Here is a 14681-nt window from a genome sequence, read left to right as displayed (position 1 = left end):
TATTACCCGGCGTCGACGAACGTTTAGCGAATGAACAGCTTCTGAATCAGTTTCTGAATCGATGTGCCGTAGGGCGGGTAGATAAGCCGGGCCGCGTTGAAGCGCTGTTTGATCAGCACGCCCTTGGCCTTGCTGAAGGTCAGGAAACCTTCGTGGCCGTGGTAATGGCCCATGCCCGAGGGGCCGATGCCACCGAAGGGCATATCGTCCTGAGCGACATGCAACAAGGTGTCGTTCAGGCATACGCCGCCGGAATGGGTCTCGTGCAGCACGCGATGCTGTTCGCGTTTGTCGTAGCCAAAGTAGTAAAGAGCCAGAGGACGAGGCCGCTGATTGATGTAAGCGAATGCCTGCTCCAGATCGCGATAGGGCACGATCGGCAGCAACGGGCCGAAAATCTCGTCCTGCATCACCGTCATCTCATCGCTGACATTGAGCAGCACGCTGTGCGGCATGCGTCGGCCCTGGCCTTGTTCGAACAGTGGGATCAGCAGCGCGCCCTTGCTGGTCGCGTCGCTGACGTAACCGTTCAGTCGGGCCATCTGGCGTTCGTTGATGATCGCGGTGTAGTCGGCGTTGTCGGCCAGTGTCGGGTAGAAGCCTTTCACAGCCTGACGGTAGGCCTCGACGAAGGCGCCGACGCGGTCTTCCGGCACCAGCACATAGTCGGGCGCGACGCAGGTCTGCCCGGCGTTGAGGGTTTTGCCGAAGGCGATGCGTTCGGCGGCGTCCTTGAGCGGTACGTCTCTGGAGACGATGGCCGGCGACTTGCCGCCCAGTTCCAGGGTGACCGGCGTGAGGTTTTCCGCCGCAGCGCGCATGACGTGTTTGCCGACGCTGGTGGAACCGGTGAACAGCAAGTGATCGAACGGTAGACGCGAGAACGCTACGCCGACATCCGCTTCGCCCAGCACTACACAAACCAGGTCTTCGGGAAAGATCCGCGCGAGCAGCTCTTTGAGCAACAGGCCGGTGGCCGGGGTCGATTCGCTGAGCTTGAGCATCACCCGATTGCCCGCCGCCAGGGCGCCGACCATCGGCCCTACGGCCAGATACAGCGGGTAGTTCCACGGCACGATCACACCGACCACGCCCAGCGGCTGGTAAACCACCTTTGCCGAAGCAGGCTGGAAGGCCATGCCGACCTTGCGCCGCGATGGCTTCATCCAGTTCTTCAGATGACGGCTGGCGTAGTGAATGCCGTGCAGGCTCGGCATCAGTTCGGCGAGCAGGGTTTCGTCGACGCTGCGGTGACTGAAATCGGCGCTGATCGCCTCGATCAATGCCTGCCGCTCAGCGCTGAGCAAATCGCGCAAAGCCTTGAGCCATTGTTGCCGCTGTGCGGCCGGCGGCATCGGGTTGGCGGCATATGCGGCCCGTTGTGCCTGGAACTGCCGATCGAGGGTTTCAAGAGGCTGTTGCAGGGTTTGCAGGTAGGCAATGTCGGCAGTCATCGCGGGCTCCGGATTTTATTGTAATGGGCACTTTTTAGAGTCTAAGCTCTAGAAAGTCAAACGACTTCCGTGCACGGCAAGGTTTTATCCATTTCCGGTTAGGTCGTAAGATGCGCCGTCTACGCACTCTGAATTAAAGCTCAAGCCATGGCCCCACGAATAAAAACCAGCGAGCGCATCGTTCAGAACAGCCTGGAGCTGTTCAATCAGCAGGGCGAGCGCAGCGTCAGCACCAACCACATCGCCGCGCACATGGAGATTTCTCCGGGCAACCTGTACTACCACTTCCCCAACAAGCAGGCGATCATCGCCGTGTTGTTCAGTGAGTACGAAGCCCTGGTGGACAGCTTTTTGCGTCCGCCTCAGGGTCGCCCGGCGACCGTCGAGGACAAGCGTTTCTATCTCAAGGAACTGCTCTCGGCCATGTGGCGCTACCGTTTCCTGCATCGTGACCTTGAGCATCTGCTCGACAGCGATGCGGAACTGGCCGCGCGCTATCGGCGTTTTTCCCAGCGCTGCGTGATCCAGGGCGCAGCGATCTACGAAGGCTTCGTCGCCGCCGGCATCCTGAAAATGGACCGTGTGCAGATCGAATCGCTGACCCTCAATGCGTGGATCATCCTGACGTCGTGGGTGCGTTTTCTGTGCACCACCCGGGAAAACTCCAACCACCTCAGCGAACAGGCCGTGAAGCGTGGCGTGTATCAGGTGCTGGTGCTTGAGTCAGGGTTTGTCACCGATCAGGCGCGGGATGAAGTCAACGCACTGTTCGACGAGTTCTATGTGCCGCTGGCGCAGGCCCTTGAAGACGTGAAATAAACCGTTCAGCCGAATTCCACAGGAGCCCGTTATGTCGATTGCGCAGTTGATCAGCCCACAAGCTTTGGACGCTCGCAAAGAGCAGCCGGGGCTGGTGATTCTCGATTGTCGTTTCGCCCTCGAAGATCCGGATTACGGCCAGCGCAGCTACGCCGAAGGGCATATTGCCGGGGCGAGTTTCGCCGATCTGGAACGGGATCTGAGCGGTAAAGTCGAGAAGGGCGTGACCGGGCGTCATCCGTTGCCCGAGCCGGCGGTGTTGATCGAGCGCCTGCAAGCCTGGGGCATCAGCAACGACAGCGATGTGGTTTTGTACGACGACGGCCCGGGTGCGTATGCGGCGCGGGCGTGGTGGTTGCTGGCATGGCTGGGCAAGCGCGACGGCGTGTTCATTCTCGACGGCGGGCTCAAGGCCTGGCACGCGGCCGGCCTGCCGCTGAGCCTGGATCCGCCGAGCATGACGCCCGGCCACTTCAGCGGTCAGCCGGACATGAGCCTGCTGCTCAGCGCCGAGCAACTGCTACAACGTCTCGGCCAGCCAACCCTGACCCTGCTCGACGCCCGCGCCTTGCCGCGCTTCAAGGGCGAAGTGGAACCGATCGATCCGGTCGCCGGGCACATTCCCGGCGCGCAGTGCGCGGCGTTCACCGACAACCTCGGCAGTGATGGACGTTTTTTGCCGGCGGAGCAGCTCAAGCAGCGCTTTGCGGCGAAGCTGGGTGATCGCTCACCGTCGGAACTGGTCGCCTACTGCGGCTCCGGGGTGACGGCGTGCCATAACCTGTTCGCACTGTGCCTGGCTGGGTATCCGCTGGGGGCGCTGTATGCCGGATCGTGGAGCGAGTGGATCAACGAACCGTCGCGCGGGATTGCCACGGGCGAATAAACACAGCGATCTCCTGTAGGAGTGAGCCTGCTCGCGATGGCGGTGGGTCTGTGAGTTAAATGCCAACTGACTCACCGCTTTCGCGAGCAGGCTCGCTCCCACATTGAACCAGGTTGTGCCATGCATTTTGATGCCGACACAAATCCCTGTGGGAGCGAGCCTGCTCGCGAAGGCGTCCTGTCAGGCATTGAATTTCCAGACTGACCCACCGCCATCGCGAGCAGGCTCACTCCTGCAAGGGATATGCGGCGTTCATTGAGCGAGTGCGGCCAGCCATTGTGGTATGCGCCGCTCCAGGTAATACCCGGGCTGGCGAAACGAGCCGTCGACGAAACCGACATGACCGCCACGCGTTTGCAATTCGAACTGGGTGCAGGCTGACAACTCATCGGCTTGCGGCAGGCTGTGGGGAAATACGAACGGATCATCCGCTGCCTGAATGATCAGCGTCGGCGTGCGGATCTCGCCTAGGTAGTAGCGGCTCGAGGCGCGGCGGTAGTAATCCTCGGCATCGGTGAAACCATGCAGCGGCGCGGTGACCCGGCCGTCGAAATCCCAGAACGTACGCATGTTTTCCAGCGAGCCGAGCGCGGCCAGTTTCGCCAGGCCGTCTTCGCGCCCGTCATGCTGGAACTGGCGCTGCTTGTTCTTGATGTAGGCGACCATTTCGCGCATGAAATGCGCCTGGTAAACCCGCGAAAACCCCTGGCCGATACGATCGGCACATTGATCGAGGCGGAACGGTACCGACACCGCCACCGCGCCGAGCACACCGCTGTTGCTGCCGGTTTCGCCAAGATGTTTGAGCAGCACGTTGCCGCCCAGTGAATAGCCGACCGCGTACAACGGCGCCAACGGTCGTTTCGCGCGCAGGTGCTGGATGGCTTCGGCAAGGTCTTCGCTGGCGCCGGAGTGGTAGCTGCGCGGCAACAGATTCGGCTCGCCGGAACAACCGCGCCAGTTCAGCGCGACGCTGGCCCAGCCCTGCTCGGCCAAGGCCTTTTGAATGCCCGCCACATAGGGCGAATTGGATGAGCCGGTCAAACCGTGCAGCACCAGTACCAACGGCGCCTCGGCGCTGTGCGGGCCGTGCCAGTCGAGGTCGAGGAAGTCGCCGTCCTCGAGCCACAGGCGTTCGCGTTCGCGCTCGATGTGCACGGTCTTGCGCCACAGCGGACCCCACAGGGTTTGCAGATGCGGATTGCCGAGGCCGAAGGCCGGAACGAAACGCGAGGCGGGAAGCGGGGACGGTGATTGCACGGCAAATCTCGACAGGTCTTGCGTAAAGCGACCGGCGCACAGGGCGGGCTGTCGCTTCTCAACGAAAGCGCCTAACTTGCCACAAAGCCCGGGTCGGCGCGACACATGTCCTCTTCAGCCTGACCGATCGGCGCAACCTCCGGTCCAGGCAGTGGCTGTTGCTCGACACTGGGGCCGACCGTAACCGACACCCAGCGATCAACAGACAAGTGACGGTTCATAGCGAGTTTGATGTCGTCCACCGTCAGCCTCTGCACTTGTTGCATTGTGTAATCCAGATCGAGCGGCAAGTCGTAGCGGTTGATCTCCACGAGTCTGGCCAGAATGTGCCGGTTGCTGGCGCTGGTGAGCACATTTCTGTTGGCCAGCCTGCGCTTGAGGTGCTCGAGTTCCGGGGCGGTCGGCCCTTCCCGAAGAAAATCATTGAGCATCGAGCGCACCAAAGCGACGGTGCTGTCGCTCATGGAGCTACCGGTCTGCAAGGTGACGGTCAGCAACCCGGCGCCACCAGCCCAATTGACGCTGGCGCCATACACGTCATAAACCTGTCCGCGTTTGTGCCGCAGTTCATTCATCAACCGACTGTTGCTGCCTCCGGCGAGAATCTGACTGGCGGCGTACAAGGCGGTGTGATCGGCATGTCGTCGCGGCACGCTGATTTGGGCAAAGGTAATGTGGGTCTGCAGTTGATTCAGTTCCAGGTGACTGGACTGGACGTTTCCGGGTGTTGCCATTGCTGAAGACACCAGCGCGTCAGGAGGCTTGGGCAGGGCATTGCTGATCTGCAGGCTGATCGCTTGTGCCTGGTCCAGAGTGAGGTCGCCGACGAGGGTAATTTGCGCATGTCGGGCAGCGTAATAGCGGCGATGGAAATCCTCCACGGCGGCGCGGGTCACGGCATTGAGGCCCCATTGCGTGCCATAGACCGGAAGGCTGTACGGGCTGTCCGGCGCAAGCAGTGCCTTGATGCTCTGCGAGGCCAGACCCGCGGCATCGCCTTGCTCTGCGATGAGCGCGGCGCGCAGTTCGTCTTTCACTGGCGGCAGGCGCTGGGCGCTGAGCGATGGCTCGCTGAATATTCGCGTCAACAGATCCATCGCCGGTAGGCGCTTGGCCGGATCGCTGAGGCTGCGCAGGGAGAACACGGCGCGGTCGTGATCGATGTCCATTTCCCATTGCGCGCCGAGCCCGTCGAAGGTTTCGACGATGGCGGACAAATCCTTGCCGGGGATACCTTCATTGAGCATGGAAAAGGTCGTGGCAGCCAGGCCCGGCAGGCTACCGTCGCGGGCGCTGCCTGCGGCGAAGCTGACGTGAATATCGAACATCGGCAGATCGCTCGTGCGCACGAACAGCACCTTGGTGCCGGTCAGGGTTTTCCAGCCCCTGATCTGCAATGCGCGCGGCTTGATTTCCAGCGCTTGGACTTCGCTGAGCGATTGCAGGCGCGATGTCCGCGCTTGTTCAGGCTGACCATCAGCGCAAGCCGCCGCAGCCGACAGCCACATCAGGACCAACCCCGTGCGCCTTGAGGACCTGCTCATCGGACGTCCACCTTGCGTACGTGGGCAACGCTGAGACGCTCGGGGGTCAGCCACGTGGCGGCCACTTCGCGGATCTGTTGCGGCGTCACTTTCGCCAATGCAGCTGCATCTTCATCGAGTATTCGCCAAGGCAAGCCGATGGCCTGGAGCCTGGCCAGCTGACGCGCCTGTTCCTGAATCGAATCGCGGGCATACACCTGCTGCGCGATCAGTTGCGTGCGTGCCCGCTCGAGCTCTTCTGCCGACGGTGGTGTGGTGCGCAACGTTTCGATCTGCTCCCACACCCGCGCTTGCGCACCTTCAAGATCGGTCAGCGGCGGATCGGCCAGCTCGGCAGTCAACAGCAGCAGGCTGTCGCCGCGCGTCCGTTCGTCGTAGTGAGTGTCGACACGATTGAGAACGCGGTCGGTGAAAATCAATTTCTTTTGCAGGCGCGCGCCATGTGCGCCGCCGAGTATCGCGTTGATCAGGCGCAGGGCGTGCACGGTGTGCAGGTCTTTGGCCGTGGCCAGTCCGGGCAGATTGAAAGCCATCAGCAACCGCTCTGCTGGGACATGGCGCTGCAAGGTCAGTCTGCGTTCGCCCGGCACTTTCAGCTCCACGGGCCGTAACAGGCGCGGCACGGGACGATTTGTGAGCGCGCCAAAATAGCGCTCGGCCAGAGGCTGCACGTGTGCGAGCGTGACATCGCCGACGATCACCAGTACGGCGTTGCCCGGCGCATAACGGCTTTGATACCAATGGCGAAGTTCCTTGGCGTCCACGTGCTGCAGGTCGTGCATCCAGCCGATGACTGGCGTGCGATAGCTGTTGGCGACATGCGCCTGGCTGGTGAAGTGTTCCAGCACAGCGGCGTCAACATCGTCGTCAATGCGCAGCTGGCGCTCTTCGCGGATGACTGCCAGTTCGGTTTCCAGGTCGTCGACGTGCAAATCAGCAGTCGTCATCAGGTCGGCCATCAGCTCGAAAACCACGCCCAGATAGCGCGGCGACAAGGTCTGGTAGTAGCCGGTGACGTCCTCGGCGGTGAAGGCATTTTCTTCGGCACCCAGGGATTCCAAAAGACGCGAAGCCTCACCGGCGCAGGTCTTGCGGCTGCCTTTGTAGAGCATGTGTTCAAGAACGTGCGATAGCCCGGCTTGCCCCGGCGCCTCGTCTGCCGAGCCGACCTTGAACCACAAATGCGAAGTGACCAGCGGCGCACGGTGATCCTCGCGCACCAGTACCTGCAAACCGTTTTCCAGGGTGAATTGATGAGTCGGCGGGGGCGTGGCGGCCAGCGTCATGAACGGCGCGAGGCCAAGAAAAAGCAGCATCCGGCTGCAGAGCGTATCCATACGCGAAATCCTCAGTGGTTAACGCAGATTGCGGCAACCACTGTGGCTGACTGCGAGGCACTGGGTGCGGTAACTATCTACCGCACGCTAAAGCGCAGTGCGGATGGTTCAGGCGCTGCGCTGCCACAACGCGTAATACACACGACCGGATTTCTGTTCGCGGTGCAGGCGCCAGTTGCCCGGCAGGCCCAGCGTCGATGGCGCTGTTTCGCTTTCCGTGTAGATCCATGAATCGGCCGCGAGCCATTGGCGCTCTTCCAGCAAAGTACAAACCGCTGGCAACAGGTTCTGGTTGAACGGCGGGTCGAGGAACACCAGATCGAACGGCGTCGCGGTCTGGGTTTCCAGGTAGCGCAGCGCATCGGCAGTTTGCACCTGGCCGTTGCTGCAACGCAGGGTGCCGAGGTGCTCTTTCAGGCTGGAAACCGCAACGTTGCTGGCGTCCAGCGCCTGGGCCGTGGCCGCGCCTCGGGACAGCGCTTCGAGAAACAGCGCGCCGCTGCCGGCGAACGGGTCGAGCACTTTCGCCCCTTCGACATAGGGCGCGAGCCAGTTGAACAGGGTTTCACGCACGCGATCCGGGGTCGGGCGCAGGCCCGGTGCGTCGGGGAAGCTCAGCTTGCGGCTGCGCCACTGGCCGCCAATGATGCGCAGCTGATTGACGCCGTTGTGCACGTTTTGCACAGGTTTTTTCGGTGCTCGAGTGGCCATTAATGCTCCGGAACCCCGAGCGGTTGCTCGGCAGGTTTATCAGATGGGGCCGGTAACGGCTTTTGCGGCACGGTCGGGCCAGCGGTGACGATGACCATTTTCTCCGTGCTCAGGTGTTTGTTCAGCGCATCGCGGACCTGCTCTACGGTCAGGCTCTGCGACTGCCGCATGAAATCGTCGAGATAGCTCAGTGGCAGATTATAGAAGCCCATCGCGCCCAATTGGCCAACGATGTCGGCGTTGCTCGCGGTGGACAGCGGGAAGCTGCCGGCCAGTTCGCGCTTGGCATCGTCGAGTTCTTTCTGTGTCGGCCCGGTTTTCAGGTAGTCGGCGAGCACGTCCTGCACCAGTTTCAGGGTGCCTTCGCTCATCTCGGCGCGGGTCTGCAGGTTGATCATGAACGGGCCACGGGCCTGCATCGGGCTGAACGCCGAATACACGCCGTAGGTCAGGCCGCGCTTCTCGCGCACTTCGCTCATCAGGCGCGTACCGAAACCACCGCCGCCGAGGATCTGGTTGCCCAGCGACAGCGCGGCGTAATCCGGATCATCGCGATCGATGCCCAGTTGCGCGAGCATCAGGTTGGTCTGTTTCGACGGAAACTCGATGTGGTTGACGCTGGCTTGCGGTTCCTGCGGCGCAGCGATTTTCGCCAGTGCCGGGCCTTTCGGCAGGGCAGAGGAGACCTGATTGGCGATCGCCTCGGCTTCGGCTCGCGACAAATCACCAACCAGCGCAATCACCGCATTGCCGGCGGCGTAGGCCTTGGCATGGAACTCGCGTAATTGCGCGACGGTGATCTTCGGCACGCTTTGGGCATTGCCATCGCTGGAATGCGCGTACGGGTGATCGCCATACAGACGCTTCATCAGCTCCAGGCTGGCGAGTTTGCCGGGGTTCTGTTTCTGATATTCGAAACCGGCGAGCAGTTGGTTCTTGATGCGCGCGAAGGAATCGGCGGGGAAGGTCGGTTTGCCGACCACATCGGCGAACAGCTTCAACGCCGGTTCACGCTGCTCAGGTGCGCTCAGGCTGCGCAACGAGGCCAGCGCCATGTCCTTGAACGCACCGTTGCCGAAGTCGGCCCCAAGGCCTTCAAAACCCTGGGCGATGGCGCCGACGTCTTTGCCGGCGATGCCTTCGTTGAGCATGGCGTTGGTCAGCACTGCGAGGCCGGGGACGTTGCCATCCTGGCTGCTGCCAGCGGCGAAGATCAGGCGCATGTCGAACATCGGCAGCTCATGCGCTTCGACGAACAGCACTTTGGCGCCTTCAGCGGTGTTCCAGGTCTGCACATCGAGCTTGCGGCTGGCCGGGGCCTTGCCATCGAGTTCGGCCAGCGATTGCAATTTCTGGCTGGACTTGGCGTTATCCAAGGCTTCGCTGGCGTGGCTGTCAGCGCCGGGCGACAGATACACAGCCGCCGAGCCGATCACCGCGACAGCAATCAGGCCAAGCAGCATCAGGCGTGGGGTTTTGCGCTCACTCATGAGTCGTCTCCAAAGGCAGGACGTGGGCGACGCTGAGACGTTCGCGGGTGAAATACTTTTTCGCGGCGTTCTGGATGTCTTGCGGGGTCACGCTTTCCAGATCGGCCAGTTCGGTGTCCATCAGCTTCCACGACAGACCGACCGTTTCCAGTTGACCGATCGCGGTGGCCTGGCTGGTGATCGAGTCACGCTCGTAGACCAGGCCGGCGATGACTTGAGCGCGGACGCGTTCCAGCTCTTCGGCAGACGGCGCGGTGGTTTTCAGTTGCTCAAGCAGTTTCCACAAGCCGGCTTCGGCCTGGGCGATGGTCTTTTTCTTCTGCGTATTTGGCGTGGCCGACAGGGTGAACAGGCTGTCACCACGGGTGTAGGCGTCATAGTCCGACGAGCCGCCGGAGACCAGCTCTTCGCCACGTTCCAGCTGCGTCGGGATGCGCCCGCTGTAGCCGCCATCGAGCAGCGCGGAGATCAGGCGCAGGGCGTTGACCGAGCGTTTGTCTTCAGCGGTAGCAATGCTCGGCACGTTGAAGCCAAGCATCAGGCTCGGCAGTTGGGTCTGCACGCGCAGGGTGATCTGGCGTTCGCCGGGCTCGGCCAGTTCCAGCGGTTTTTTCGCCGGTGGCACGTCGCGTTTGGCGACCGGGCCGAAGTAGCGCTGGGCGAGGGTTTTCACTTCGTCCGGAGTGACGTCACCGACCACCACCAGCGTGGCGTTGTTCGGCGCGTACCAGGATTGGTACCAGTGGCGCAGTTCCTCGACTTTCATACGGTCGAGGTCAGCCATCCAGCCGATGGTCGGCGTGTGATAACCGCTGGCCGGGTAGGCCATGGCCTTGTAGCGCTCGTAGGCCTTGGACATCGGCTTGTCATCGGTGCGCAGGCGGCGCTCTTCCTTGATGACTTCGATTTCCTTGGCGAACTCGTCGGCCGGCAGGCGCAGATTGGCCATGCGGTCGGCTTCCAGCTCAAAGGCCACGCCGAGACGGTCACGGGCCAGCACCTGGTAATAAGCAGTGAAGTCGTCGCTGGTGAACGCGTTCTCTTCGGCGCCGAGGTCGCGCAGGATCAGCGAGGCTTCGCCGGGGCCGACTTTTTCGCTGCCCTTGAACATCATGTGCTCAAGCGCGTGGGACAGACCGGTCTGCCCCGGAGTCTCGTAGCTGGAGCCGACCTTGTACCAGATCTGCGAAACGACCACCGGCGCACGATGGTCTTCGCGCACGACGACCTTGAGGCCGTTGTCGAGGGTGAATTCATGGGTCGGTTGCGGGTCGGCCGCCAAGGCCGAAAGGGGCAGGCAGACTGCGCTGAGCAGCAGGCCAGCAGCGCGGCGGGCTAGAGCATTCATTCGTTTTTCAACCTGTTGGGCTGCCCGCTTGGTCTTAGCGTCGGCGGGCGAGAGGTAGGGCGTGTCATTGATCATTACCAGTACCGCGCCGGCGCCTGATAGTGTGCAGGGCAAGGCGCGAGGAGTGTGGTTTGGTTGTTCCAAATAAACTCCGAGCAACGCAGCCCTGCACACTATCAGGCCCGGCCCTCCGGGTGGCGCCTGAAAACGGGCCATACTGCGTTGCAGTCCTTGGCAAGGAAAGCACATTCCCTGCGGCCTGCGCCTTGTCTGGCCCGTTTTCAGGCGGCCACGCGGTACTGGTAATGATCAATGACACGCCCTAGGATACTGATCCGTTTTACTGGCGGCCACGCCTATCAGGCTTCAGGGTTTGATAAGGCTGTATAGGTTTGCGGCGAAAAGCTGTGTTTTCCCCACTAAACTCCGCGTTTTCGCCGATCTTTGCCGGTTTAGATCAACGTTAATACGATCCTTGAGGTGCCTTCGGTGCCTCGACAAAATGTTGCGCGTGAACAAGCTGGGTGAAACACAGTCTGTTCTGCATCGAATATTTATTTGCCGGGGCGCCCTGTTGGCGCGTCGCTACCGTGAGATAGCCGTCCTCCATGTTTGGTTCCAACGACGACAAGAAGAGCCCAGCTGCGGCTGGCGAGAAGAAAAGCCTGTTCGGATGGCTGCGGAAGAAACCGCAGGAACCCGTCGTCGAACAGCCGCCCGCGATTCCTGAGCCGGCCCCTGCGCATGCACCTGTAATAGAAGAAGAGCCGGCGCCGATTGTGCTGCCGATCGCCGAGCCGGTGCTGCAACCGGAGGTTGAAGCCGAGCCGGAAGCGCCCGCCGCTCCCGAACTGCCGCTGACGCCCGCTGCCGAGCCGTGGCTGACCTTGCCGGTGGCAGAAGAGCCGGTGGCCCTGGTTGAAGAAGCGGCGCCGCATGTGACGCCAGTGATTCCTGCGCCGGTTGCCGAGGTTGCGGCGCAGCCTGTGCCTGAACCGGTTGTCGAGCCAGCGCCGGTCATTTCTGAACCCGCCGCCCCGGTTGTCTCGCCGTCGGAGCCTGCACCGATTGCCGCTGCGCCGGTTGTCGCTCCGGTCGTGCCGGTCGAAGTCCCTGTAGAAGCGCCAGTCGAAACCCCGCGCACCGAAGAAACCAAAGCCGGTTTCTTCGCCCGCCTCAAGCAAGGCCTGTCGAAGACCAGCGCCAGCATCGGCGAGGGCATGGCCAGCCTGTTCCTCGGGCGCAAGACCATCGACGATGACCTGCTCGATGACCTCGAAACCCGACTGCTGACCGCCGACGTCGGTGTCGAGGCTACGACGCAGATCATTCAGCGTCTGACCCAGAAGGTTGCACGCAAGGAACTGGCAGACGCCGACGCCCTGTACAAATCCCTGCAGGCCGAACTGGCCGCAATGCTCAAACCGGTCGAACAACCGCTGAAAATCGCCTCGCAGAACAAGCCGTTCGTGATTCTGGTGGTAGGCGTCAACGGCGCCGGCAAAACCACCACCATCGGCAAACTGGCGAAGAAGCTGCAACTGGAAGGCAAGAAAGTCATGCTCGCCGCTGGTGACACCTTCCGTGCTGCGGCGGTAGAGCAATTGCAGGTCTGGGGCGAGCGCAACAAGATTCCGGTGATCGCTCAGCACACCGGCGCCGATTCCGCTTCGGTGATCTTCGACGCCGTGCAAGCGGCCAAGGCCCGTGGCATCGACGTGCTGATCGCTGATACCGCCGGTCGCCTGCACACCAAAGACAACCTGATGGAAGAGCTGAAAAAGGTTCGCCGGGTGATCGGCAAGCTCGATGCCGACGCGCCGCATGAAGTGCTGTTGGTGCTCGACGCCGGCACTGGCCAGAACGCGATCAACCAGGCCAAGCAGTTCAACCAGACCGTCGAACTGACCGGCCTGGCGCTGACCAAGCTCGACGGTACCGCCAAGGGCGGGGTGATTTTCGCCCTGGCCAAGCAATTTGGTCTGCCGATCCGCTACATCGGCGTCGGTGAGGGCATCGACGATTTGCGTACCTTTGAAGCCGAACCCTTTGTCCAGGCACTGTTTGCCGAGCGGGAGCGTTCATGATTCGTTTCGAACAGGTCGGTAAACGCTACCCGAACGGTCACGTCGGCTTGCATGAGCTGAGCTTTCGAGTCCGTCGTGGCGAGTTCTTGTTTGTCACCGGCCACTCCGGTGCCGGTAAATCCACGCTGTTGCGCCTGTTGCTGGCAATGGAACGGCCGACCAGCGGCAAATTGCTGCTCGCCGGGCAAGACCTGAGCACCATCAGCAATGCGCAGATTCCATTTCTGCGTCGGCAGATCGGCGTGGTGTTCCAGAATCACCAGTTGCTGTTCGATCGCACGGTGTTCAACAACGTCGCATTGCCGCTGCAGATCCTCGGCCTGTCCAAGGTCGAGATCGCCAAGCGCGTCGATTCGGCGCTGGAACGCGTGGCGCTGTCGGACAAATCCGATCTGTACCCGGGCGATCTGTCCACCGGTCAGCAACAGCGCGTCGGCATTGCCCGCGCCATCGTCCACCGCCCGGCCTTGCTGCTGGCGGACGAACCGACCGGTAACCTCGACCCGCGTCTGGCGGCGGAAATCATGGGCGTGTTCGAAGACATCAACCGTCTGGGCACCAGCGTGCTGATCGCCAGTCACGACCTGGCACTGATCGCGCGCATGCGTCATCGCATGCTGACCCTGCAACGCGGCCGCTTGATCGGCGACGGGGAGGCCGGGGTATGAGTGCGACACGCAGTCCGAAGGTTTCCGAGCGCGTGGCCCCGAAAGCCGCCGATCCGCAACCGCAGAAAAAGAAAAAGCACGACGATGACGACGGCCCGGACTTCGCCACGCTGTTTCGCGCCTGGATCGAAAGCCATCGCGCCAGCCTGCTCGACAGTCTGCGCCGTCTCGGCAAACAGCCGATCGGCAGCTTCTTCACCTGCATGGTGATGGCCGTGGCGTTGAGTCTGCCGATGGGGTTGTCGCTGTTGCTCAATAACGTCGAACGTCTCGGCGGTTCCTGGCAGCGCGCGGCGCAGATTTCACTGTACTTGCAACTCGACGCCAGCCCGGAACAAGGCGAAGCGCTGCGTGAGCAGATCAAAGGCATGCCGGGCGTCGCTGATGCCGAATATGTCGGCCGCGATCAGGCGCTGGAAGAATTCCAGCAGCAGTCCGGCCTGGGCGAGGCCCTGCGTGAGCTGCCTGACAACCCTTTGCCGGGTGTGGTGCTGGTGACACCGAACGAAGTCGACAAGCCGACACTCGAAGCATTAAGACAAAAACTTTCCGAGCTGCCGAAGGTACAACAGGCGCAACTTGATCTAGTCTGGGTCGAGCGTCTGGCCGCCATCCTCAAGCTTGGCGACCGCTTTGTCTTCGGTCTGACGGTGCTTTTGGTGTCTGCATTACTTTTGGTGATAGGCAATACCATTCGTCTTCATATTGAAAACCGCCGCACCGAGATAGAAGTGATTAAACTCGTCGGCGGCACTGACAGTTATGTGCGCCGCCCTTTCCTTTATATGGGCGCGTTGTATGGCTTCGGTGCAGGGCTGTTGTCCTGGGGCGTATTGGCGTTCGGCCTGAACTGGCTTAACGATGCGGTGGTCGGACTGGCCGGCTTGTACGGCAGTGATTTCGCCCTGGCCGGTGTGCCAGTGGCCGACGGTCTGTCGCTCTTGCTTGGCGCGGTGCTGTTGGGTTATATCGGTGCATGGATTGCAGTCGCACGTCATCTCAGGGAGCTGGCGCCGAAGTAGAATCTTTTTTGCGCGTGATTGACCTTGCGGTTTTTATGGGAACTTGTACCTGAGT

At 61.7% G+C, this 14681-nt stretch carries 12 protein-coding genes; 5 read left to right on the top strand and 7 right to left on the bottom strand.

The features are described 5' to 3' along the window. Nucleotides 1-23: 23 nt before the first annotated feature. On the bottom strand, nucleotides 24-1454 hold the full coding sequence (locus tag AB4N41_RS07150) for a coniferyl aldehyde dehydrogenase (RefSeq protein WP_252877059.1): 1431 nt from the start codon (nucleotides 1452-1454) through the stop codon (nucleotides 24-26). A 147-nt stretch (nucleotides 1455-1601) separates the two neighbouring features. On the opposite strand from AB4N41_RS07150, the gene AB4N41_RS07145 reads away from it, so the two are divergent. Further along, nucleotides 1602-2273: a TetR/AcrR family transcriptional regulator gene (locus AB4N41_RS07145; protein ID WP_252877058.1), complete on the top strand. Its 672-nt coding sequence runs from the start codon at nucleotides 1602-1604 to the stop codon at nucleotides 2271-2273. 31 nt (nucleotides 2274-2304) lie between these two features. Beyond that, nucleotides 2305-3159 carry a sulfurtransferase gene (locus AB4N41_RS07140; protein ID WP_252877057.1) on the top strand — a complete coding sequence of 285 codons (855 nt, stop codon included), beginning with the start codon at nucleotides 2305-2307 and terminating at the stop codon, nucleotides 3157-3159. 252 nt (nucleotides 3160-3411) lie between these two features. Here AB4N41_RS07140 and AB4N41_RS07135 read toward each other — a convergent pair whose 3' ends face one another. The 6 genes from AB4N41_RS07135 to AB4N41_RS07110 all read right to left on the bottom strand — a co-directional run bounded on the left by AB4N41_RS07135 (nucleotide 3412) and on the right by AB4N41_RS07110 (nucleotide 10849). Next, the gene (locus tag AB4N41_RS07135) at nucleotides 3412-4419 is read right to left on the bottom strand and encodes a hydrolase (RefSeq protein WP_252877056.1); all 1008 of its coding nucleotides are present in this window, start codon (nucleotides 4417-4419) and stop codon (nucleotides 3412-3414) included. A gap of 71 nt (nucleotides 4420-4490) precedes the next feature. Continuing rightward, nucleotides 4491-5963 (bottom strand): M16 family metallopeptidase, encoded by a 1473-nt coding sequence (locus AB4N41_RS07130; RefSeq protein ID WP_252877055.1) that lies wholly within the window; start codon nucleotides 5961-5963, stop codon nucleotides 4491-4493. Then, nucleotides 5960-7300 (bottom strand): M16 family metallopeptidase, encoded by a 1341-nt coding sequence (locus AB4N41_RS07125; protein WP_252877054.1) that lies wholly within the window; start codon nucleotides 7298-7300, stop codon nucleotides 5960-5962. The genes AB4N41_RS07130 and AB4N41_RS07125 overlap by 4 nt, the downstream gene beginning before the upstream one ends. A 108-nt stretch (nucleotides 7301-7408) precedes the next feature. Next, on the bottom strand, nucleotides 7409-8011 hold the full coding sequence (gene rsmD, locus AB4N41_RS07120) for a 16S rRNA (guanine(966)-N(2))-methyltransferase RsmD (RefSeq protein WP_212617362.1): 603 nt from the start codon (nucleotides 8009-8011) through the stop codon (nucleotides 7409-7411). Continuing rightward, a complete protein-coding gene (locus AB4N41_RS07115) occupies nucleotides 8011-9501 on the bottom strand; it encodes a M16 family metallopeptidase (protein ID WP_252877053.1) in 1491 nt (496 codons plus the stop codon). Before AB4N41_RS07115 ends, rsmD begins: the two co-directional genes overlap by 1 nt. Next, nucleotides 9494-10849: a M16 family metallopeptidase gene (locus tag AB4N41_RS07110; RefSeq protein WP_041476824.1), complete on the bottom strand. Its 1356-nt coding sequence runs from the start codon at nucleotides 10847-10849 to the stop codon at nucleotides 9494-9496. The genes AB4N41_RS07115 and AB4N41_RS07110 overlap by 8 nt, the downstream gene beginning before the upstream one ends. Nucleotides 10850-11457: 608 nt before the next feature. On the opposite strand from AB4N41_RS07110, the gene ftsY reads away from it, so the two are divergent. From ftsY to ftsX, 3 genes are read left to right on the top strand one after another with little or no spacing between them, the layout of a single operon-like run. Next, nucleotides 11458-12936, top strand: a complete 1479-nt coding sequence (gene ftsY, locus AB4N41_RS07105; protein ID WP_252877052.1) for a signal recognition particle-docking protein FtsY — start codon at nucleotides 11458-11460, stop codon at nucleotides 12934-12936. After that, entirely contained in the window at nucleotides 12933-13604 is a 672-nt protein-coding gene (ftsE, locus tag AB4N41_RS07100; RefSeq protein ID WP_016772715.1) for a cell division ATP-binding protein FtsE, read from the top strand. Before ftsY ends, ftsE begins: the two co-directional genes overlap by 4 nt. After that, nucleotides 13601-14626, top strand: coding sequence for a permease-like cell division protein FtsX (gene ftsX / locus AB4N41_RS07095; protein ID WP_016772716.1), 1026 nt, complete (start codon nucleotides 13601-13603; stop codon nucleotides 14624-14626). Before ftsE ends, ftsX begins: the two co-directional genes overlap by 4 nt. Nucleotides 14627-14681 lie beyond the last annotated feature (55 nt).

This window comes from Pseudomonas sp. S2_A10 (genome assembly GCF_054668465.1).
This window is presented reverse-complemented; position numbering and strand designations above follow the sequence as displayed.